Here is a 20,643-nt window from a genome sequence, read left to right as displayed (position 1 = left end):
CCGCACGAAGATGACGGCCGTGGCCGGCTTCTACAAGTACTGATCTCGCCGAGGTCGATCCGTGTAATACCTCGGGCCGGGGCGAGGCGCTATCTCGTCCCGGCCCGAGGGCCTTGCGATGCACATCATGGAGGAGCCGATGAACCGACCGCCAGGTCCGCTTGGCGGGCGCCTTGCCGGTAACGGTCCCGTTTACGACCAGGACCGCCTCGGGTTCATGGTGCAGATGTCAGACAAGTTTGGCGCGATCTGGTCGTTTGACCGCCACATAGTGGTCGTGGCCGACCCGGCACTGGCCGGGGAGGTGCTCACACGCACGAACACTGATTTCGGCGCGGAGGTCGACTTCCTCCACCGCAAACAGAAGGATGATGCGGAGACTAAGCAGCAGTGGGCCTCATCACGCGCTGCCCGCATGCGGCACATGCGCCCCTCCTCCATGCAGGTAAAGATCCCCGGGATCGCCGCGGAGCTGGACGACGGGATTTCCTCTTGGAGAAGTGGCGAGATCGATGTGGTCGATCGTATGCGCGTGCTCACGGCCAGGGTCGGAGCCGTACTCTGCCTCGGTGAGTACGCGTATCTGGTGGCAGGCCTGGGGCGAGACCTCTTCGATGCGCTGACCCCGGTCGTCAGCAGCTCCGTTTCCCTGCCGCTCGGGTTCCCGCTCCCGCGTCACCGCCGGGTCGTACGAGCCAACCGCACGCTCGAGCAGGCCATCAGCGAGGCGATGATCCTTCGCCGGGCCGCGGGCCAGCGCGCGACCGGTGACCTTGTGGATGTGCTGATGCAGCCCACTGCCCGGCACGGCGTACTGCCCGATGCGGTCATCCGCGAGACTCTGGCGGCCACCCTGCTCGCGTCGGAGAACACCTCGGCCGCCGGGTTCGGATGGATCGTCCACGAGCTGACGCGGCATCCGGAGATCCAGAGAACGGTCGCGGCCGAGGCGGAAGCGGTGCTTCCGGCATCCGGGCCCATCACGCATGATCACTACGAGCGGCTGAGTCTTACCGCCAGGGTGGTCCGAGAGGCCCTCCGCCTCTGGCCACCCAATTGGATGTTCGCCCGCCACGCCATGCACGAGACGCTGCTGGGCGGCTACACGCTGGAGCCCGGTACCAAGGTGATGGTCCCCGCGTACGTGATGCAGCGGGACGCGCGATGGTTCCCCGACCCGCTGGCATTCGACCCGGACCGCTGGCTGCCCGATGGCTCCGGCAGTTTCACCCCGCAGTTCGCATACATGCCGTTCGGCGCGGGCCCTCTGATCTGTATGGGGATGTCGTGGAGCATGATCGAGATGACGCTCGCGACCGCTCTCCTCGCGCGTGCTTTCCATCTCGCGCCTTCCTCGGCCGCCAAGGTGGTGCCCGACCCTTCCCGCGGTCTTTCACCCAGTGGATTGCGGGTGCGGCTCGTAATCAGGTCGGACAGCGGTATCACGGCTGATCTCCCCACCGCCGGCCGAGCAGTGGCGGGATGTCCCACGACCGGCAGGGCGGAATGATGGACGGAACCGTTACATACGGCCAGCTTCTGCGCAATCGCGAATTCAGCGCCCTTTTTGCAGCGCATACCGTGTCGATTTTCGGCGACGTGCTGACGAAGGTAGCCCTATCTGTCCTTGTTTTCGACCGCACCAATTCCGCTTTGATGGCCGCCATTACGTTCGCGCTGGGTTTCATGCCCCAGATCCTCACGGCGGCCCTGGCTTCTGCGGTCGTGGACCTGGTTCCGGCTCGGCGGCTCATGCTGATCGGCGACGCGAGCCGAATGGCCTGTGTCCTGGCCATGACCATACCCGAAATGCCCATCGCTGTTCTTCTCATCCTGGTGACTGCCTCGGGGGCGCTGTCCCCCTTGTTCCGGGCCGCCAGGCAGGTGATGCTTCCCGATATGATCGGCATGAACGGGTATCCGCTCGCCAGATCCATGTTCTCGGGAACCATCCAAGTCGGGCAGATAATCGGTTTCGGTCTGGGTGGCGCCCTACTGATCATCCTGACGCCCAGGGCGACGCTGTTCGTCGACGCGGCGACGTTTGCCTTTTCCCTCACGATGGTGCTGATGTTCGTCCGGCCCAGGCCGGCAACCGCCAGCGGCACCCAGCGCAAATCGGGCATTATCCGCGAGACATTCCGCGGCAACCGGTCGATCCTCAACGATCCGGTCCTGCGACGGCTCCTGCTTCTCCAGTGGATACCGACCGCCCTCATCGTCCTGCCGGAGGGGCTCGCAGCGCCGTATGCCGCCGAGCTCGGTGGCGGACCCGAGAGCGTCGGGTTCCTCCTGGCCTTCCCCGCGGTCGGCACCGTCATCGGCGAAGCGGCCGTCGCCCGATTCCTGGGACCTCAGGAGCGAAGTCGGTGGGTACCCGCGCTCCTTCTCCTCGCAGGCGCCCCCCTGCTCCTCTTCGCTTTCTCACCCTCGCTGCCCTTGGCACTGGCCATGCTGCTCGTCAGCGGTGCCGGAACAGCCTTTGCGCTTCCCCTTGACCAGCTGTACGTGGAACGCGTGCCCGCAGGGCTGAGAGGCCGTGCGATGACGCTCACGGGAGCCGGCTCGATCGCCACCCAGGGAGTCGGTTTGGCAGTCGGAGGGCTCATGGCCGACTGGATGCCCATGCCCTGGGTGTTCACGAGCGCCGGAATCGCCGCGTTGGCGGCGGGCGCCCTCATCGGCCGGCACCGACCCTGGCGCATCACCCCGTCCAAGGCAGGTCCAGAGGCAGCTGAGGCCGACACTCCGGCCTCCCACCAGTCAGCTCGATCTACCGAAGGGTAGGGCTCCCCCGTGTCCTCTCCGTTGGAACGTCCGTCCGGCGCCACATGGCACCACCTCCCCCCCGCCGCCCCCCTCGGCCTCAGTTTCGACGCCGCACGGCTCGCAGCCGAGGTGAAGGGCCTCGCCGACCTCACGTGGCGCCCGAACCGCCCGGTCCACCAGAACGGACTGGGCGAGGAGGACACCTTCGACTGGAAGATCATTGCTCTTCGAGGCCCCACAGGAAACGTCCGGCGCACCGACCCCGGCGGCGCCGGACTCGAGGACCACCTCGACACACCTGTGCTCGACCGGTGCCCTTATCACGCCGAGGTCCTGGCCGCCGTTCCCGCCCCGTTGCACAGCGCGCGTCTCATGGCGCTCGGGCCCGGCGCGGAGACCCACGAGCACAGCGACGGGCACACCAACTTCCCCTGGGGGTTCCTGCGCCTGCACCTCCCCATCGTGACCCAGCCCGGCGCCGAGCTCACCGTGGACGGCCAGACGTACCACTGGGAGGCGGGCCGCCTCTGGTACGCAGACTTCGACCGGCTCCACATAGCCAGGAACCGGGGCGCCGAACGACGGATCCACCTCGTGGTGGATACCGTCCCGACTCCGCAGCTCATGGCGCACTTCCCGGCCGACTTCCGCGACGAGCTGCCCTGGAGCGATGTCCTCATGGCCAGGGAGCCCATCCCCCTGCAGCCCTTCGAACAGCTGGCACTGCGCTGTCAGGTCGACATCCCCGCGAACTTCCCCGACTGGTCGGACGACTCCGGAGTCGACCCCGACGACAGCCTGCCCGGCTCCGTCGAGGTACGGGACGGACGGCTAACGCTCTGCATCGCGGGTGAACCCCGCTTCGGACTCGTGCACATCGGGAACGCCGAGTTCCGACTCCAGGGCTGGACCGAGGAGCGGACCATCGTCCTCGACCTCGACCGCGCACAGCCCGTCGCACGGTTCCGCGTGCGCTGCGGCCGGTCCCTCGACGAATACCTGAGGCCGGCAAAGCCGGTGGCACACGCCGGCTCCACTCCATGACGGCACCGCTTCCCACGCTGCTGGAACTCGGCGTGGAAATGAGACCGACCACTCTCGAAGACGCCGGTTCCCTGTCTGAGGCGCTGCTGCGAAACCGCAGCTACCTGCAGCCATGGGAGCCGGACCGGCCGGAGGAGTACTACACCGAAGTCGGGCAGTTGTCCTGCATCAAGGAGCGGCTCGCACAGCGCCGGGCAGGCACGTCCATGCCCTGGGTGCTCGTCGAGGTGAAGACCGGGAGGATCGTCGGCGGGATCTCTCTCTCCAAGATCACTCTGGGGCCCCTGCGCAGTGCAAGCGTCGGCTACTGGACCGACAGCGAGTGGGTCGGGCGCGGTCTTGCTACAGCGGCTGTCGAAGCCGCCTGCCTCTGCGCTCGCTGGGACTTCGCCCTGCACCGCTTGGAGGCGGGCACGCAGCTACACAACCTGGCATCGCAGCGGGTCCTGAAGAAGGCCGGCTTCCACCAATACGGAACCGCACCGGAGTACCTGCACATCAACGGTGCATGGCGAGACCACCGGTTCTTCCAGCGGATCCTCCACTCCGGTCCTCCCCTCTGACCGGCGCTGGTCAGACTGCCGAGAACCGGCACCGTGGTCGTCGTCCAGGACGTGCGCGAGGTGCCCGAGGAGCACCAGGCCGTCCTCAAACGACGCCATGAACGGACCGGATGCGCGCCGCGCTGTACAAGGCGTGGGGCGAGCAGGAGCCGGCCCCTGTCCAGCAATCTGCGGCAAGTTGGCAATTCCATGACAATTCACTGTTCGATGGTGCCGGCAAGGTCAGTTGGCCAGGGGCTGTGAGCTTGCGAGACGGGTTTCATGGAGGAGTGCCGGTCCACTGACGTCACGCAGGACTCCGTCATCGTCGGCACGCGCCACACCGGCGGCAACGCAAATACACGCCGCCCGCATCGGCGTCCGCTCCGCCCCATGCCGGGGAGGGAGGACCATCTTCTCCCAGCTCTGAGGCATGATCGGATTCTCTGCCCGCCGGGGGTGACGGGAACGCCCAAGAGACCACCTTGGCGGAATCCGATGCAAAATCTGGCGTGATCGGCCAGCATCCCCGTGCCTCTGCCTTGGCTGTTGGACCCGGGTGGTTGTCGGCCCGCTCCCTGGCGCTGGCGGGTGCCGGTGGTGCACAGGCGTGCACCACCGGAACCCGCTCCACCGTCTCATCACCCCTGGAGCCTCGGCGAACTCCGGTGTCACGGCTGCCGCGCGTGGCTTCGCCGGCCGTTTCCCACAGGGCCTGCAGGGTGTAGCGCAGGGACCGTTCCTCCAGCGCGGTCACGTTGGCGTGCGGGAGGGTGGGGTCGATGACGACGCGGCCCCAGGCGTTGACGTGCTCAGCGATCAGCGCGAGCGTGACGGGACGCGGCGGGACCGGGGGAACGTCCACCGTCGTCCCGCCGGCGGCGGGCGCGTTCGGGGCGGTCTCGAGCAGGCCGGCCTGGACCAGCAGCCGGGCGATGGGCACGCAGGTGTCCTCGCGGCGGTGGAAGGGGCAGTGTTCGGGCTGCATCGGCTCCTTCTTCTCGTGGGGGAGCGCGCCATGCTAGCCCCGCCCAGGGCGCGGCCGGGCCGGCTATCGGTCGAGGGCGGTGATCCCCGCATCGAGGGTTTCCTGGACGCCTTGGGCGATGCTGCCCGGTGCGCCGATGCGGGCTAAGGCATCCCATTGCGCGGGGGTGGCCACCGCTTGGACGTGGGTCTTCTCCAGCGGGCCGAAGGAGCCGTCGGGGCGTGTGCCGAACTCGGTGGTGCGCCCCTAACGTCTTCGCCCGTATCGCTTCCGACCTCGGCGCCGACGCGCTGGCATCGACAGCCCAGACGTTCGGATTCAACAACGCCATGATAGATACGCCGTTGCGTGCCTTCGATAGCACCTGGCCGCGCAAGCCCGAGAATCCCACCCAGCTGGCCCTCATGGCCAACGGCCTGTTCGAGGTGAAGAGCACCCCGGTACAGATGGCCATGGTGATGGCTCTACTTGTGAACGGTGGCAGCCGCGTTCATCCCAACCTCGTCACCGGTTCGAACACAGCCATGCCCGCCCAGCGTGTCGTCGCCCAGCGCACTGCGGATCAGCTGCGGTCGGCGCTTGGGGACTCGTTCGGCACATGGGTACCCTCCGCTTCGGCCGCCTGGACCTTGTCGGCCACCCGAACCTCGGCTGGCCGACCGGTGGCCATCGCCGTCTACATCTCCTCTTCCGCTGACTCCACGTCCCAGGCCAGCCAGGTCGCGGAACGGATCTCCGCTGCCACTCGGAAGTGAGTGCCGGCCCTTCCGAGACGACCGTCACCTCCCTCCGATCGGGCGTGAAACGCGGGCGGCCGCCCGTTGAGGACGGCTGGCCGTCGGAGGTTCACGAGGAGTGGCAGGGCCGGCCGGAGGGTGGGGAGCGCGCCGAGCGCGATCGACTGCTGGGTCGGGAAGAGCGGGATCAGTGGCCCGCCCCCAGCCGGGACCCCCATGCGGCGATCGGCTCGAACGGGGGCGTGCCCTTCCCCTCCGCCGGAGCTCCGCCGAGGAAAGCGGTGCGGCGTCGGCGCCCTCGACGGGAAGGCGGCGCACTGCATTCGGGGCGAGCCACATCGCCTGCCAGAGCGAGCAGTCATCGATCCGGCTCGCCACGGGCAGGCCACACGCCACGCAGCCCACGTTCGGGCCGCCGGCCCCGTCGAGGCCGCAGCAGTAGCCACCTCCGCGATTCTCCGGGATCAGCGCGGTGCCGCGGGCATCGCCCGGCGCCACGGTGTGAGCCGTGTCTGCCGCGCCGTCCGCGTGAGGCCGCGCGCGTAGATCCGACGCGAGGTTTTGCCGCCACCCTCCTCACGGTGGCGGGTGCGTACCCGAGCGACGGGAACTAGGGTGACGTGATCAGATCAGATAGACGGCGAGGAGGTGCGCGCTCGGTGAGCGGCGTACGGGCTTGGAAAGGCCATTGGCCTCACAGCCCCCGGCACCCGCCTCCTCCAGCCCTCTCGGTGTCCTGACACAACGGCACGTTTCCTCTTGCGACAGGGGCAACGTGCACACGCAACACCTGACTCGCCCACTCAACGCATCACCACAACCGAATCCACCTGAGGGTGCTCCAGCAGGCGTGTTGCGACCGCGCCGGCCTACCGCCAGGAACCTGTTCATACGGTCTGAGTGCTGTCTTGGACCTCTGTCCGTGTTCTCCGCGACGGGAGGCCCCCTCTCTCGCCCGCAGGGGGCTGCCACGTGAACAGTTTTTCCCGTCCTGCGCCGGAGGCCGGATCGTCGGACGCGCGGATGCGCGCCGTTGCGGCGATGCTCACCGCCGTCCGGGCCCAGGACTCCGACCCGTTCGAGGTCGAGGCAGAGGACGAGCTTCCCTTCGTCCAGCTCGGCCACTGGATCGGCCTCGCCGACATCGATGCGAAGGCCAAGGAGCTGTAGTGGCTCCTGGCTCTCCACCTCAACCGCCGCCGCGGGGACCGCTACGTATGGCCGACCACTGAAATCCTCGCCCTGCTGATGGGCTACTCCCGAGGCGACAAGATCACGAAGTTCGTGCGAGAGCTCGAAGGGATCGGTGCCCTCACCGTCATCAAGGTGCCCGACGGCCGTGGTCCGCAGCACAAGAACGTCTACAAGCTGCGCAGGACCCCGCCCGCCGGCTACAGCGGCCCCCGCTCCTTGGGGCAGTTCTACGACCAGCTCGGCCGCGCCTATGAAGAGGCGGTTCTGGAAGGCATCAAGGCTGCCGACACAGGAAGCCCCGCACGTCAGCTCGCGTCCCCTCAAATGGGGGGAGACGGGCGGGGCGTGTACCCCGAGTTAGGGGGCCACGTACCCCCTCAGCGGGGGGCGGACGTTGCCCCCGAGTCCGGGGCGGTAACTACAAGAAGCCTTAACAAGAAGAAGGACAACGAGAACCAGGCGCCTTCGGCGCGTAGCGCCGGTGACGCCCCAGGGCTACTACAGGTAGTAGGGCGCGCGCGACGCGCGGCCGGGCCGCGGCGAACGGCGCCCAGGCGCCGGGGAAGTGGTCAGGGGTCGGTAAGGGCCAGGTCCGTATGACGCAGGTCCAGGCGCGTGCGGTGCGTTCGGTCGAGGAAGGCTATCCACCCGAACTGGCGGGCTCCATGCCCGCCCACCGTCCCAAGGTGGTCCGGAACGTGATCCTCAGCCTGCTCGACGCCGGACCCGAGCAGCGCACGGCGCAGCAGCTCGCACGACGGATCTCGCGCCGCTGGCACGCGTGGGGATACGCGCAGAAGCACCGAAACGGCGAGATCGTCAGCTACCCGGCCGTCGTCAGCGAGCTGCTGAGGATCAATCACTGCGGGAATCCGCGCTGTGAAGACGGTGAGGACGTCGACGACGGTCATCCGTGCCAAGCCTGCCCCGAGAGGCACCGGATCCGGCGAAGCCGAGCAGGCGCGGTGCCCGCTGCGCGCCAGGTAGCGGAGCAGCCTGGCCGCTGGGATTGCGTGGAGCCGTCCTGCCGCCGGCCCGGCCGGGGTGAAGGGCCGCCCAGTGGACTGTGCTCGCAATGCCTGGAGGGGGCTGCGCAGGCGCAGAGAGCCGTACGGCGCCGGGCGGCAGAGTTCGCGCTCGAGGAGGATGCCCTGCAAAGGCAGGCGGCGCGTAGCCACGCTCAGGCGCGGCGGTGACGGGCAGGCCCCTTCCCGCGGATGCCGGGAAGGGGCCCGTCTGCGTCAGGCGGCGATTGAAGCCTGCCCGGCACCGCCCTGGGGCGGCTGGTACCGCGCGTCACAGGTCCGTGCTGGTACCACCCGTCACAGTTTCGTCGGCTCCGCTGTCCGCCGGGGTTCGCGGTCGAGGATGCTCTGCTCTCTGAGGGTCAGCTGCGGTCCGTCCAGCAGGGGCCGGCGAAGGCCACGGGCAGCCGCGAACAGGACGTCGGGGTGGCCCAGGACCGTGGCCGGCTTCTTCATCGTCATCACGTCGGTCAGTGCCTTGACGACGAGGAAGTTGCCGATGGCGGTGTGGTTGAGCCGGTGTACGTACCGGGCTGCGATCTTGTCGGCGAGGGTGGGGGCCTTGCCGATGGCGCCCGGATAGAAGCGGTCCTGGCCGACGGCGAGCAGCCAGGCCGCGGCGGCCGGGCGCGCGACGGCCTTCTGCGCCTGAGCGGCGAACTTCGGCGCGGTCACGGGAACCCTGGCGGCGGTGTCGCGCAGCGCCACCGCACCGAGGGCTGCAGCGGACATGCCGTGGCCGTAGACGGGGTTGAGGCTGGTGGCGGCGTCACCGACGACGACGAACCCCGCCGGCATGGCGACCTTCTCAAACCGGCGCTGCCGGTTGGCGGTGCGGCCGTAGACGACGACGTCGCTGACGGGCTCGGCGCGGGCCAGGAACTCGGCGGCCAGCGGGTGGCGGACGCCCCGGGCGAAATCCTCGAAGAGGGCCTCGTCGGCGCTGGGCTCGCCGCCTCGGGTGCCGGAGAGGCTGACGTGCCACTGCCCGTCTTCGATCGAGATGATCGAGACGACCTGGCCGGGACTGCCTTCCCGCGGGTCGGCCTGGATGTGGATGACGGGCCAGTCTGACTCGGCGCCCTCGGGGGCCCAGTAGCGGCGGCTGGCGTACCGTACGCCGGCGTCCACGACCGTCTCGGGGACCTCGGGGGCGCCGATGGCGGTGAGCCACTCGGAGGCCTTGGAGTCGCGGCCTGTGGCGTCGATGACCAGGTCGGCCGTGAGCTCGCTCTCCGCGTGCTGCTCGTCCCGCACCCGGACACCGGTCACCCGGGAGGCCGTCCCCATCAGCGCGGTGACGGTGATGCCGGTGCGCACCGAGACGTTCGGGAGGGCGAGGACGGCGGTGCGCACGCCCCAGTCGATCAGGTCCCGGCTGGCGCCGATGAGGTAGTGCGTCTCGGTCCACCGCCGGTACCAGCCCGCGGGGGAGAATGAGACCATGCCGGTGGGGATCGGTATGCGGTGCGCCCCGGCCTTCAGCCACGTGTCGGTCATGCCCGGCAGCAGCGATTCGATCGCGTCGGCGCCGCCCGCCCACAGCATGTGGGCATGGGCGGCCTGCGGAAGTCTGGGCCGGGGCGCCGCGGAGTCGGGGAGGGCTTTGTCCCGCTCGACGATGAGGACTTCGGCGGCGTGCGGTGCCAGTGCCGCAGCTGCGAGGGTACCGGCGAGACTGCCGCCGAGGATGAGGACGCGGGCGGCGCCGGGGGGCTGCTGAATCATCGGATGCTGCTTTCTAGGACCGCCGCCTCGCGGGTGGCTCGGACGATGGGGGACTTCGACATGGCCTTGGACAGCCGTACGAGGCCGGCGACGCCGCCGGCGGAGATAAGCAGCGGGCCGTCGTTCGCCCTGTCGGCGCCGGTGCCCTGGCATGGCGTCTTGCTGGTCCACACGACAAGGGCGTGGGCCAGGGCGGCGGCGTCCGCGACGGCTTGCGCGTCCTCGTCCGTCCGCACCGTCTTGAGGGCCTCGCGCAGAGCGACGGCGTGGATCTCGGGGTCCAGGCACGGGTGGAGGGTCAGGATCCCGTCGTAGATGTCCGACTCGACCTGGCAGACCCGTACCTCCATCGGGGTCCACAGGCCGCCGGCCAGGTTGATGCTGTGCTGTGTGGCGACCCGCAGCTCACGCCACGCGGGCTGCAGTTGGTAGTACCGCACCCAGGGGTTCACCATGTTGATGAGCCGCTGCGACAGCAGGGGCAGGACGAAGCCGATGCCGATCAGCAGGGCGGAAACCGCCGCGATCGGGGGCGCGATCGGCCAGCTGAGGTGGTCCAGGTCGTGGCCGGTCCAACGGGCGCCGACCGCCGCGAACTTCAGCGCGTCGTAGACCAGGTTCAGGATGTAGCCGATGACGATCAGGACCAGCCCGGCGCGCAGCGGGCCGTGGACCACCCGTGCCCAGCGGGTGCACAGGACCGTCATGGTGACCGCGGCCGTGGTGTGCGCGACCAGGTACAGGACGATCATCTCGCGGATGTACGGGGTGTTCGCGTAGAACGTGTCGAGGTCGACCAATCGTTCGACGGGGACGTCGCCCAGGGCGAAGAGGCCGAAGAGCGTCGCGATGACCGTGATGGTGGCCCAGTTGCACCAGCGGGACCGCCGGGCCGCCTGCGCGGCTTCTTCGGGACCGCTGCTCCAGCGGATGATGAGCACCAGGTTGGACCCGGAGAACGCGGTGAGGATCGCGTACACGACCGGGGCGGCGAAGTTCGGGAGGCCGCTGATGCGGTTGATCGCGGCGATGGAGGGCACCGCGGCGACGGCGAAGACCCCGGCGGCGACGAACAGCAGCATGCAGACGGACCGCAGCAGCTCGTCCTTGGGATTGCGCCAGAGCGGGGGCAGCTTCAGGCAGCCAGCCACGAAGAGGAGGGCACCGGGTATGTAGAAGGCGACGCCGTTGGGGTTGCTCACGAAGCGACCTGCTGACCGGGGCCGTCTGGCAGCGCGTTCTGGGCGGCGGACCAGAGGGGGCCGCACCAAGGGGCTGACGGTGCGACGTCGGGGGCCTGGGGGAGCCGGGGGCCATTCATTGGGGGTGTCTTTCTCATGAGGCGGCCACGGTGTGGTGTCGAAGGGCGCCGTACTGGCGGGAGATGGCTGCGATTCCCCGAGGTCCGGTGCTGAGTACGGCGCCGAGGGCGGCCGTTCCCGACTCCTGGGATTCCTCGCCGATCTCGACGGCGGACTCCTTGGCCGCGATGGCGTACGCGATCATGGTGGCGGCGGCGACGGCCCACGCGTCGTCGGGGCCGGCTCCCTCGCCGACCGCCTTGTCGCGGCAAGCCGTCATGGTCCGCGCATCGCAGTACGGGGCCAGGGCCAGCAGGTCGTCGTGGATGTCCGTCTCGCGGTCGAAGAGCCGGGTCTCGAGAGGGCCCCGCCAGGTGGCGCTGACGGGCAGGCCCGTGACCGTGCGGAGCCGGCGCCACAGCGGCCGCATCCACCGGTAGGTCCGCCAGGCCTCCCAGGCCGCCACGGCCCGCCTGCCCTGCGGCAGGAGGAAGCCGGCGGTAGTCAGCACGGCGCCCATACCGGCCAGCGGCGGCGCGAGATCGGTGCTGAGGAAATCGAGGTCCCCGCCGGTCCACCGGGCCACGACGGCGGCGGCCTTGGCCACGCCGAAGCCGGTACTGAAGGCGAATCCGGCGACGAGTGTCAGCAGGCCCGCCCGCAGCCACCCGTCGACCGTGCGCGACCACCGCCAGCACATCGTCGGTACGACCACGCCGACCACGAGGTGCCAGGAGAGGTAGACCACGATCATTTCGCGGATCCACGGGGTGGACGCGTAGTGGGTGTCGAGGTCCCGCAGCCGCTCCACCGGGGCGTCGCCCAAGGCGAAGGCCACGGCGATCAGCACGATGACGGTGCCACAGGCCGCGACCCACCGCCGGACAAGACGCTGGACGTCCGGGCCCAGCCCCTCACGCCAGTAGGCGAGCAGGATGATGCAGCAGGTGTTGAAGACGCTGAGGATCGCGTACACCAGCGGCCCGGAGACGTTCGTGATCCCCACGGTGCGGTTCACCACGGCGATCGTGGGAGGCGCGGCGAAGGCGAATCCGGCACTGGCCATGAACAGCAGGCCGGCGATGGCCCTGACCATGGGGTCGCGCCGCCGCCGTATGAGCCCGGGCAGCTTCACCAAGAAACCCACGACGAGGGCGGCCGCCGGTATGTAGTAGTCCGAGCCGTCCATCAGCCATCGCCGAGAGAAGCCTGGATCCTGGCTGCCGGACCCTCCAGGACCCGCTGCGCGGGGTCGAACTCGACCAGGTGCCGGAAGCGCCGACCCATCATGCGGCCGTACTGCTCTGCCTCGGCCTCGTCACCGGGCACGGCGTGGGTCCGCGCGGCGACCAGACGCAGCGCTTCGTCGAGGCCGCCGGCGTCCAGGAGCTCGTCCCCGAGCAGGCGCGTGGCGACCTGTGTGCCGAGCACGTGCGTGCCGCAGTGCCCGCGGACCATGTGCCAGATCTCGTGGCCCAGGATGACCAGGGCGTGGAACGCGCTGGTGCTCTTGGCGACGACGATGACGTCCTCGGTCTCGCGGTCGAGCCACAGACCCGACACCGGGCCCAGACCCTGGGGAAAATCCCGGCGCACGATCCGTACGGGACGAGCCGGATCACCCCGGTACTCGCTCAAGTACACCGCGATGCGGTCGATCAGCTCATCGATGTCCCTGGGGGCGGGCTCGCCCAGACCCGCGTACAACTCATCGCACAACCGGACCATTTCCTCTTCCAGCCGCGCACTCTCCTTGCGCTTCCTCACGATCCCCACCCTTGCCTCCTCACCTACGCACCCCCGAGCGATGCCGCCGATCCGTAACCCCCTGCGCCGTCGGCGATGCCCGGTCATTACGTCTTCTGCTGGTCGTCCACGATGAGGTTCAGGAGGTCCTGCATCGCGGCCAGGGCCTCCGGCGCGCCGCGGAAGGCAACCGACCGGAGCTTGTACTTCTCCTTGAGCTCGCGGAGGCCGGAGAGCTGCCGTGCCTGCTCGCGTGCCAGTTTCTCCTCGAGGGCGCGGGCGAGCGCCTGGGAGGGGGTCGCGGTCAGGAAGCCCCTGGGGACCTTGAAGAGGTCCTCGATCCGGGCAGCCAGTTCCAGGCTGGGAACCTTGCGCCCCTTGAGGAGTTCGCCGACCCACTGGGGGGTCACGTCGGCTCGGGCGGCGATCTCGCCCTGCGAATACTGACCGCCATCCGGGCGCAGGCGGGTCTCGCGGAGGAACGCCAACCGCTCGGCGACCTGTTGCTGGAAATCGGTTTTGGGCATGGGCCGCCGGGTCAGGCCCGCCCGCACGACGCTCGCCGGCAGGCCGGTACTCATCGACAGCGGGACTGGGTCGAAAACCGTGGCCCAGTCGAGGTCGGCTTCCTCGACCAACTGCTCCAGGAGACCGAGGATCTTCAGATGCGGGTCACCCTCGTCGGTCACGATGTCTCCTGGCGGGGTTGATGGCTGTGCGGCTGCTGGAGGATAGTGCTCCGACCTGCGAAACCACTAGACCAGAGCGACGATCGATTCCACAACTGAAACGATCCTTGTTTCTCACCACTGGAGTACAGGCACCCCCGCTTCCGGAGAGAGGAGGGGTGCTAACCGGCATGAACCAGCACGCATGGTCCGGGTTTTCGGTCGTTAAGGGCTCCATTGACTGCGGTGGCGGCAGGGCGCGGCGAAACGATCGTTTCAAACTGTGAATTGATCGTTGACAGGGCGTGTCCCACGTAGCAAGATCCTGGCTCATGATGGCAACGATCACGCGCAGGGCTGGGACGACGGACTGTGCTTGCCCCTGACTGACCGGCACCTGGCGGAACCGCTTCCTTCAAGGCGCATGCGAAGGCCGTTGCGACCGGCCTCGTCCACCGCCATGGAAGGGAGATGGCCGTCCCTCCTGCGACGGAGGAACGGCCACCCAGTATGACTCGCCCGAGTCATCGCACCACCAGAGCGCGGACCTGAATCCATTGCCGGTGGTGTGGCATGCGTGTGCGACCACGCGTGCTTCCGAGCAGGATAACCGCGGTCCCTACCCGTTGCACGGGCTGACCGGTGAAGAGCGTGCCCGCCGATCGCAGTGGCACTCCTGCGAGCACCCCGTCCGTCAGTCCGACCGCCCGCTCGTGGGCATGTCAGCGACTCGAAATCGAGGCCAGCTGACTACAGCCACCCGTTGGGTGCCGGGGACGAGAGAAGATGCACCATGGGTCCCCGCATACCCCGCCTGCGTCGCAAGCAGGCCGCGATCCCGTTCCAACCCCTGCGGAGCCAGTCCTTTGGGGAGGCGACGGTGCGGATGGAGGCGGGCCGGATGCAGGGGCCGGCGGGCCGGGCGGGGCCGGGGACCTCGCCGGAGCGGGCACGGGGGCGGGGGCGGGTTCCGTCCTGCGCCAGAACGGCATCCAACGGTCGAACCGTTCCAGGATCCCCATCGCCAAGGACTGCTCCTCGTCGCTCATGCCAGCGACGGTCAGGGCCTCCAGCTCACGCCAGGCCTGCTCGACCTGGCCGCGCAGCGCCTGGCCGGCCCGGGTGGCCGACACGAGGATGATGCGCCGGTCCAGCTCCGCACGCCGGCGGGTGACGAATCCGGCCTGCTCCATGCGCTGCAACGTCTTGGTCACCGTCGAGGCGTCCAGTCCCAAAGTCTTGATCAGGTCAGACTGGCGCTGCTCACCGTGTTCCCACAACTGCATCATGAGGATTTCCTGCCCGGGGAAGAGACCGGTGGTGCGCAGCAGGTGCCCGGCCGCCACGCGGTGCAGGCGCGCGGCCCTGAACAATGCCTCACTACCGGGCGGCATCTCGCGGTCGGCGGCGGTGATGTCGAGTTCCCGGCCGTCGGGGAACAGGTGCAGGAAGTCCTCGGTGGTGTCGACGCGGTGGCAGATCCGGGCGGACAGGTTGGTGCGGACAGCGGTGGTGAGCACGTCGGCAGAGGGCTTCTGGGTGAGCAGCCACAGCCGGACCCCGAACTTCGCGCCCTGGCTGGCAATGGCCAGCAGTTCGGCCTCGAAGCGCTCGCGGGCCTTGCGATCCGGGTGCCGGGTGTAGTTCGCCACTTCGTCGATTGCCAAGATGATCAGCGGCAGTTCGGGGCTGAAGTTGGTGATGCGGTCGGTACGGCCGGACCAGAACAGCCGCTCCCGCCGCTGCATCTCCTCCCGCACCCAGCGCAGGATCTCCCTCGGCTCATCCGGGTGGAACGAGTCGGAAACCTTGTACGTGGTACGCCACCACGGGGCGACGGCTCCGAGGTTGGGGTCGATAACGATCAGACATACGTCCCGCATCAGGGAGGCGTAGGCGAGCAGGGTGTTCACGGTGATCGACTTGCCCGACCGGGTGACGCCGGCGATCAGGGCGTGCGCGGAGTAGGCGAGGTTGAGCACGATGGGGGTGCCTTCCTCGTCCCACCCCAGCAACACGTCATCCGTGGAGACGAACTGCCCCGGACGGCAGACCGGGGACCCGTCGGGGCCGAGCAGCGGTGAGCGGATCACGGCCTCCAGCGGTTCGCGCCGGAACCCGCGCGCCACAATCACCCCGGGCTTGGGCTGGGAGATCCGGATGCGCCGCATCCCCCACGCATCGCGCAAGCCCTCGTTCGCGTCCTGCCAGGCGCTCAGCCCCACCTGCGGGAGGGCGTCTGCGATGACGGTGACGCCGAACGGGTCGGCGTGGGTGTGCAGGCGCGGCGCCAGCACCACCTGAAGCCACGCCAGCCAAGCCGACGCCCGAGGCAGCATCCCCAGCGCGAGCCATTCACCGATGGCCATGGCGCACCGTCGAAAAGGGATGCGTCCAAACTTTCTATACGTCTTCAAGGCGACCCGCTGACGCGGGTCGCGCGCGGCACGCCCGCCCACCCGGCCCGCTCTCGGCTCCGCCACCGCGGGCCGGCCAGCGACCAGGCCGCGCAGAGACAGCACAGCGGACGAGTGGAAGCACGAAGAAGCCGGACGCACCCGCACGACGAGCGCCAAGCCGACGGCGAGGCAGCGGCAGGGTGTTGGCCGGTGCGCAGCTCATGGGCGGGGTCGGTCGGCTCCGTGGGCTTTACCCACCTGTTCGGGCTGGGGCCCTCGTCGGGCAAGGCCAGGGGGCCACTCGTTCAAATTCCGGGCAGGCTCAAAGCCTGCCCGAGTTGCCGGCCAGCGTACGGCCCCCTGACCATGCCCGACCCCAACCCGAACAGGACACCGGCCAAAGCCCACTCCGCCGCCCTCACGCGCGTAGCCGTCTGACGGCAACGCCGACGGCAACAGGGGCGCACAACACAGCACTTCCACGCACACCCACGGACTGGCCGAATTCCGCTGACCTGCGAAAACGCAGATGACAGCACCTCAGCACGCACACGTACTATGTGCTGGCGGGCGAGACTCCGGTTCTCGTACATAATTCCACGTGCATTCGTTACGGTGGCGCTCTTGCAACTGCGGAGGCGGCAAATCCGCTGATTGAAAGCCTCCGCGCGACGGGGACGCTGCCCGGTAACTAAGTAACCAATGGGCAAGCTTCTGCTGCCGGCTGGGAGCCTGGCAAGGCGTTGGGGAACAAAATGCCCGGCGCTCAGATCGGCGGAGATGTATTCGAGAATGCCGACGGGTTGCTGCCGAGTGCTGGAGGGCGGACGTGGTCTGAGGCTGATGTAGGGATCAATAGCATGATGAAGCGGTCAAAGCAGCCGGGGACTCGGTTGGTCTATTCGAATGACGGGCTCGCCTACGTGACCAGCGACCACTACAGGAGCTTCTATCAGCTGCCCAACTGGAAATGAGAACCTATGAGGATTGAAATCGATGGCGCAGCAATTCTCTCCCAGAGGGATCTTCATGAGTTCTTGTCGCGGGCTCTAGATTTTGGCCCCTACTATGGAGCCAATCTGAGTGCCCTGTGGGATCGGCTATCGACGGATTTGGTACGACCGGTCGAGATCGTCTGGAAGGAATCGGAGCTGAGTAGAAGGGTGCTGGGTGAAAGCGAGTTCGAGAAGATTCGCGATCTCCTACTTCGCGTCCAGTCGCAGGATGAATCCTTCGGATTGTCCGATCGTTTCGCGGTGACATTCGAGTAGCATGCGAGGAGCCCCACCGAAGCGTGATTCGGTGGGGCTCCTCAGCGGTTTGACGGCAACGCTGACGGCAACGTCAACGGACGGAGGGTGGGTCGTTGGGGGTGTCGACGGTCGGACCGAGTGCGTTGCCGAGGGTGTCGATGGCATGGCGTTGGAGGCGCATCCTTACCTGGGCGTAGACGCCGGCGGTGACGCCGATGTGGGCGTGGCCCAGCAGTTCCTTGATGACGACGCGGTCGACGCTTTGCTCCAGGAGCAGGGTGGCGGTCGAGTGGTGGATGCCGTGGAATCGGATGCGTCGGAGTCTGGCCCAGTCGAGGAGGTTACAGAATCGGCGGGTGAGGTTGGCGGGGTCGAGAGTTTGGCCTGGCCGTGTCGTTGGCGCTTAAGGGCTGTCCCGCAACGGACTTGGAGGGACAGGCGGCTTGAGTCCGGCGGGGCTGGTGCGGGCGGATACTGTGGGTTGGATCATCGGAGTTGCGGCCTTGGGGGGACGAGTGGGACGCAGCAGGCTGCCTGTGGAGAACGCAGGCAATGGCGATCTCTGTCTCTTCATCGAGCCGTACGGTGAGGACTTCTATCTGAAGCCCGGGGAGGTCTTCACGGTCGCACCTGAAGCCGAGGGGATCGATGTCTGGTTCTCCACCCTCATTTGGGAGGGAGGCATCACGGTGTGGCCTTATGAGGACGGCGACCCGACCAAGATTGTCCTGGAGTACACAGTGACGGACGCCAACGGAACTCGGCTGGACTGCGGTCACCAGAGGCCCCCGAAGCCTGCTGGCTCTGACGTGGCTGAGCTGGGTTGACCCTAGCGGTCACTGGGTCAGGGCGAGATTCTGCAGCTGGGCGATGCCCAGCATGGCGTGGTGGACGCCGTCACCTCTGAGACGGCAGTCACGGAGGATCTTCCACGTCTTCATACGGGCGAAGACGTGCTCGACGCGGGCGCGGACCTGCTTATGAGATCTGTTGTGCTCTTCCTTCCAGGGCGTGAGTTCGGACTGTCCGGGCTCGCGGCGGTGGGGGATCACGAGGCCGGTCCCTGGATAGCCGCCGTCGGCAATCGTGACTGCGCGACCGACGGCGGCCTTGGCGCCCGACTCCTCCCAGGCCTTGCAGTCGTTGCGGTTTCCAGGCAGCGGCCGGCCGACAATCACGACCCGGCGGGTGTCCGCGTCGATGACCACCTGGTGGTTGGTGGAATAGCGGTAGTTCTTGGATCGCTGGGCGAGGGTGTGATCGCGAGTCGGCACGAGCGTGCCATCCACGATGAGAACAGTGCCCTTGCGGAAGCGTTGCCGCTGGATCAATCCCAGACGCGGCCCCAGGTCATCGACTACGCGGTCGACCGTGGACTTTGAAACGCCGAACAAGAGCGCCAGCTGCCGCATCGTCAGGTTGGTCCGCCAGTACGCAACGACCAGCAGCACGCGGTCCTCGAAGCAAAGCGTCCAAGGATGTCCCAGCCGCGCTGCATGTGCACCTTGACGGCGCAGAGCAGTGACCAGCTTGCTGAACTGTCGAGGGGTGAGACCGCTGAACGGACGTATCCAGGACAGCTCAGACGCAGTGATCACAACAGCCACGGAGCGATCGTCCCACCCATGAACACCGTTACGGGACAGGCCTTAGGTAGAGCGCGGCGGCGGCCTGGGCATCCATGAAAAATGCCGATACGGACGACAGCTATGCCGATTGCCGGCGAGACAGCTGCGGCCATCCGCACCTGGCAAGACTGGCGCGAGCCGATCCCGGCACCGTCGTCCTTGAGCTCGGAGTACCTCTTCCCTTCGATGAAGCACCAGCGGCTTCCGGCAGATGGACCCAGGCTCCCTCGCCACGGGCCTCGGTGGTGGATGCAGTCGCTCCCCGAGCTGCTGAGTGACCAGCTCAACACCTGGGGAACCGACTCCCGTTCGAACGCTCGCTGGTCTTCCCCTATGCCTTCCGGCACTCATACACCTGGTGGCACGCGGACGCAGGCGTTCCCATTGACGTGCTCAAAGGAACTCATGGATCACCGGCAGATCACCACCACGATGACGTAACCTATCGTCGTCGCCATGGATACGACGGGCATTCTCGATGAGGCGCTCCAACGACTGCACGGTTCAGGGCCGGAGCGGCTTGGACGACTCACCAATCACGCGCCAATGGCCGTTGAGGCCCTGGCCACGCATGGACAGGCCAGCTCGGTGCACCGATGGCTCGACCTGTATGCACGCAAACTTGAGGAGTTCCCGTCCGGTGTCGAGCCGGTCACGGCAAACAACTGGCGCTTAGCCCTTGGCGATTCACGCCGCGCTGCCGACTGGATTGGCTACTTTGGCCGCGAGATCGCCGAGCGCCCCTGGCGCGACGTGCTTACCGAGTGGTGGCCCCGTCTCCTGCCCGGCATGTACGGCGGCTCAACCCACCCGGTGATCAGGGTGGGCCACGCCGTGCGCACTCTTCTGGTCAGCGAGAACACCGAGCCCCGTCTGGTCGAGCTCGCCCACGGTCTCGGCTACTGGGCCGCCCGCTACCATCTGGTCGCGGACCACCCCGCCCCCCTGCCCGGCGCCGACAGCGCAGCCGCCGCCCTCAACGCGGTGACGCCCATCGCCGAACGGGACGGCGGCTTCGCCGCCCGGCTCGACCGCATCACGAGCCTGCCGGTGTGGGCAAACGCGATCACCGACCCAAAAGAAGCACACCACTGCCTCATCGAATTGGTGCGAGCGGCCACCCATCGGTACGCCACCCACGGCCACGGCGAGGAGACCATGCTGGTCCACGCGGCCACGGCCCCCAACGCCGTCCTGCGTACCCTGCCCGCGCTCCCGCATGTCCTGTGGGTACCGAGCTTGCGGGCCGCCTGGACGGCATCCGCCGCGGTGACAGCGATGTACGCACCCCACGACCCAGTCGCGTACACCCCACCCGGAACCGTCATCCCCGAAGAGGTCTTCGAACGGGCCCTGACACACGGCGACGAACACGTCATCAAGCTGACCGACACGGCCCTCGACATCGGTGACGAACGGGCTCTGGCGGCGGCTCTGCGCTCCATCGAGCTAAGCGAACCACTGATCTAGTACTGCAACGGTGTTTGCTGTGACGGTTGGGCGGGTCGGTCGTTTGTCAGGTCATGGGTGGGGAACTTGCTGATGCCCGGTCGTGGGCTGGTGAACTGAAGTCCTTGCATGAGCGGTTCGTGCACCGTTTCTCCAGGTCGGAGCCGCGGGA

At 67.9% G+C, this 20,643-nt stretch carries 18 protein-coding genes and 3 pseudogenes; 11 read left to right on the top strand and 10 right to left on the bottom strand.

Features of this window, described 5'->3' with window-relative positions; all coding sequences use genetic code 11:
• Window positions 1-127: 127 nt before the first annotated feature.
• Genes ACFWU6_RS29790 through ACFWU6_RS29775 form a run of 4 tightly spaced genes read left to right on the top strand, consistent with a single transcriptional unit; the run spans window position 128 to window position 4,376 of the window.
• A complete protein-coding gene (locus tag ACFWU6_RS29790; protein WP_383984089.1) occupies window positions 128-1,510 on the top strand; it encodes a cytochrome P450 in 1,383 nt (460 codons plus the stop codon).
• Window positions 1,483-2,787 carry an MFS transporter gene (locus ACFWU6_RS29785; RefSeq protein WP_383984086.1) on the top strand — a complete coding sequence of 435 codons (1,305 nt, stop codon included), beginning with the start codon at window positions 1,483-1,485 and terminating at the stop codon, window positions 2,785-2,787. Before ACFWU6_RS29790 ends, ACFWU6_RS29785 begins: the two co-directional genes overlap by 28 nt.
• A 9-nt stretch (window positions 2,788-2,796) precedes the next feature.
• Window positions 2,797-3,813 carry an aspartyl/asparaginyl beta-hydroxylase domain-containing protein gene (locus ACFWU6_RS29780; protein WP_383984083.1) on the top strand — a complete coding sequence of 339 codons (1,017 nt, stop codon included), beginning with the start codon at window positions 2,797-2,799 and terminating at the stop codon, window positions 3,811-3,813.
• Window positions 3,810-4,376, top strand: a complete 567-nt coding sequence (locus ACFWU6_RS29775; RefSeq protein ID WP_383806654.1) for a GNAT family N-acetyltransferase — start codon at window positions 3,810-3,812, stop codon at window positions 4,374-4,376. Before ACFWU6_RS29780 ends, ACFWU6_RS29775 begins: the two co-directional genes overlap by 4 nt.
• Window positions 4,377-4,677: 301 nt before the next feature.
• Here ACFWU6_RS29775 and ACFWU6_RS29770 read toward each other — a convergent pair whose 3' ends face one another.
• Entirely contained in the window at window positions 4,678-5,343 is a 666-nt protein-coding gene (locus ACFWU6_RS29770) for a hypothetical protein (RefSeq protein ID WP_383984080.1), read from the bottom strand.
• Window positions 5,344-5,564: 221 nt separating this feature from the next.
• Between ACFWU6_RS29770 and ACFWU6_RS29765 the strand changes: the two genes are divergently transcribed.
• Window positions 5,565-6,098, top strand: a complete 534-nt coding sequence (locus ACFWU6_RS29765) for a penicillin-binding transpeptidase domain-containing protein (protein ID WP_383984077.1) — start codon at window positions 5,565-5,567, stop codon at window positions 6,096-6,098.
• Window positions 6,099-6,270: 172 nt separating this feature from the next.
• Here the strand turns inward: ACFWU6_RS29765 and ACFWU6_RS29760 are convergent.
• Window positions 6,271-6,608 (bottom strand): annotated as a pseudogene (locus ACFWU6_RS29760) (hypothetical protein); the annotation flags it as partial.
• Between the two features lie 495 nt (window positions 6,609-7,103).
• Here ACFWU6_RS29760 and ACFWU6_RS29755 point away from each other — a divergent pair.
• Window positions 7,104-7,250 carry a hypothetical protein gene (locus ACFWU6_RS29755; protein WP_383984074.1) on the top strand — a complete coding sequence of 49 codons (147 nt, stop codon included), beginning with the start codon at window positions 7,104-7,106 and terminating at the stop codon, window positions 7,248-7,250.
• 620 nt (window positions 7,251-7,870) lie between these two features.
• The gene (locus tag ACFWU6_RS29750; protein ID WP_383984071.1) at window positions 7,871-8,470 is read left to right on the top strand and encodes a hypothetical protein; all 600 of its coding nucleotides are present in this window, start codon (window positions 7,871-7,873) and stop codon (window positions 8,468-8,470) included.
• Window positions 8,471-8,596: 126 nt separating this feature from the next.
• Here ACFWU6_RS29750 and ACFWU6_RS29745 read toward each other — a convergent pair whose 3' ends face one another.
• The 6 genes from ACFWU6_RS29745 to ACFWU6_RS29720 all read right to left on the bottom strand — a co-directional run bounded on the left by ACFWU6_RS29745 (window position 8,597) and on the right by ACFWU6_RS29720 (window position 16,111).
• The gene (locus tag ACFWU6_RS29745) at window positions 8,597-10,027 is read right to left on the bottom strand and encodes an NAD(P)/FAD-dependent oxidoreductase (protein WP_383984068.1); all 1,431 of its coding nucleotides are present in this window, start codon (window positions 10,025-10,027) and stop codon (window positions 8,597-8,599) included.
• Window positions 10,024-11,229 (bottom strand): MAB_1171c family putative transporter, encoded by a 1,206-nt coding sequence (locus ACFWU6_RS29740; protein WP_383984065.1) that lies wholly within the window; start codon window positions 11,227-11,229, stop codon window positions 10,024-10,026. Before ACFWU6_RS29740 ends, ACFWU6_RS29745 begins: the two co-directional genes overlap by 4 nt.
• Before the next feature lie 133 nt (window positions 11,230-11,362).
• On the bottom strand, window positions 11,363-12,517 hold the full coding sequence (locus ACFWU6_RS29735) for an MAB_1171c family putative transporter (RefSeq protein WP_383984062.1): 1,155 nt from the start codon (window positions 12,515-12,517) through the stop codon (window positions 11,363-11,365).
• A complete protein-coding gene (locus tag ACFWU6_RS29730) occupies window positions 12,517-13,104 on the bottom strand; it encodes a toxin-antitoxin system, toxin component (RefSeq protein WP_383984059.1) in 588 nt (195 codons plus the stop codon). Before ACFWU6_RS29730 ends, ACFWU6_RS29735 begins: the two co-directional genes overlap by 1 nt.
• A gap of 77 nt (window positions 13,105-13,181) precedes the next feature.
• Window positions 13,182-13,763, bottom strand: coding sequence for a helix-turn-helix domain-containing protein (locus ACFWU6_RS29725; protein ID WP_383984056.1), 582 nt, complete (start codon window positions 13,761-13,763; stop codon window positions 13,182-13,184).
• 701 nt (window positions 13,764-14,464) lie between these two features.
• Window positions 14,465-16,111 carry an FtsK/SpoIIIE domain-containing protein gene (locus ACFWU6_RS29720; protein ID WP_383984053.1) on the bottom strand — a complete coding sequence of 549 codons (1,647 nt, stop codon included), beginning with the start codon at window positions 16,109-16,111 and terminating at the stop codon, window positions 14,465-14,467.
• Between the two features lie 749 nt (window positions 16,112-16,860).
• Between ACFWU6_RS29720 and ACFWU6_RS29715 the strand changes: the two are divergent.
• Window positions 16,861-17,115: pseudogene (locus tag ACFWU6_RS29715) on the top strand (ribonuclease domain-containing protein); the annotation flags it as partial.
• A gap of 6 nt (window positions 17,116-17,121) precedes the next feature.
• Entirely contained in the window at window positions 17,122-17,412 is a 291-nt protein-coding gene (locus ACFWU6_RS29710) for a barstar family protein (protein WP_383984050.1), read from the top strand.
• A gap of 73 nt (window positions 17,413-17,485) precedes the next feature.
• Here the strand turns inward: ACFWU6_RS29710 and ACFWU6_RS29705 are convergent.
• Window positions 17,486-17,791 (bottom strand): annotated as a pseudogene (locus ACFWU6_RS29705) (tyrosine-type recombinase/integrase); the annotation flags it as partial.
• 139 nt (window positions 17,792-17,930) lie between these two features.
• Between ACFWU6_RS29705 and ACFWU6_RS29700 the strand changes: the two are divergent.
• Window positions 17,931-18,221 carry a hypothetical protein gene (locus tag ACFWU6_RS29700; protein WP_383984047.1) on the top strand — a complete coding sequence of 97 codons (291 nt, stop codon included), beginning with the start codon at window positions 17,931-17,933 and terminating at the stop codon, window positions 18,219-18,221.
• Window positions 18,222-18,230: 9 nt separating this feature from the next.
• Here ACFWU6_RS29700 and ACFWU6_RS29695 read toward each other — a convergent pair whose 3' ends face one another.
• Window positions 18,231-19,001, bottom strand: a complete 771-nt coding sequence (locus tag ACFWU6_RS29695) for a transposase (RefSeq protein WP_383984044.1) — start codon at window positions 18,999-19,001, stop codon at window positions 18,231-18,233.
• A gap of 477 nt (window positions 19,002-19,478) precedes the next feature.
• Between ACFWU6_RS29695 and ACFWU6_RS29690 the strand changes: the two genes are divergently transcribed.
• Window positions 19,479-20,492 carry a questin oxidase family protein gene (locus ACFWU6_RS29690; protein WP_383984041.1) on the top strand — a complete coding sequence of 338 codons (1,014 nt, stop codon included), beginning with the start codon at window positions 19,479-19,481 and terminating at the stop codon, window positions 20,490-20,492.
• Window positions 20,493-20,643: the final 151 nt, after the last annotated feature.

The sequence above is a fragment of the Streptomyces sp. NPDC058674 genome (genome assembly GCF_042716505.1).
Lineage (GTDB): Bacteria > Actinomycetota > Actinomycetes > Streptomycetales > Streptomycetaceae > Streptomyces.
The sequence above is the reverse complement of the archived record's forward strand: the minus strand, read 5'-3'. Positions and strand labels throughout refer to the sequence as shown.

Excerpts from the sequence above, each read along its gene's own strand:
- ACFWU6_RS29790 (WP_383984089.1), top strand. The coding sequence starts at position 128 with ATGGAGGAGCCGATGAACCGACCGCCAGGTCCGCTTGGCGGGCGCCTT.
- ACFWU6_RS29785 (WP_383984086.1), top strand. The coding sequence starts at position 1,483 with ATGTCCCACGACCGGCAGGGCGGAATGATGGACGGAACCGTTACATAC.
- ACFWU6_RS29775 (WP_383806654.1), top strand. The coding sequence starts at position 3,810 with ATGACGGCACCGCTTCCCACGCTGCTGGAACTCGGCGTGGAAATGAGA.
- ACFWU6_RS29770 (WP_383984080.1), bottom strand. The coding sequence starts at position 5,343 with ATGCAGCCCGAACACTGCCCCTTCCACCGCCGCGAGGACACCTGCGTG.
- ACFWU6_RS29755 (WP_383984074.1), top strand. The coding sequence starts at position 7,104 with ATGCGCGCCGTTGCGGCGATGCTCACCGCCGTCCGGGCCCAGGACTCC.
- ACFWU6_RS29750 (WP_383984071.1), top strand. The coding sequence starts at position 7,871 with ATGACGCAGGTCCAGGCGCGTGCGGTGCGTTCGGTCGAGGAAGGCTAT.
- ACFWU6_RS29745 (WP_383984068.1), bottom strand. The coding sequence starts at position 10,027 with ATGATTCAGCAGCCCCCCGGCGCCGCCCGCGTCCTCATCCTCGGCGGC.
- ACFWU6_RS29735 (WP_383984062.1), bottom strand. The coding sequence starts at position 12,517 with ATGGACGGCTCGGACTACTACATACCGGCGGCCGCCCTCGTCGTGGGT.
- ACFWU6_RS29720 (WP_383984053.1), bottom strand. The coding sequence starts at position 16,111 with ATGGCCATCGGTGAATGGCTCGCGCTGGGGATGCTGCCTCGGGCGTCG.
- ACFWU6_RS29710 (WP_383984050.1), top strand. The coding sequence starts at position 17,122 with ATGAGGATTGAAATCGATGGCGCAGCAATTCTCTCCCAGAGGGATCTT.
- ACFWU6_RS29690 (WP_383984041.1), top strand. The coding sequence starts at position 19,479 with ATGGATACGACGGGCATTCTCGATGAGGCGCTCCAACGACTGCACGGT.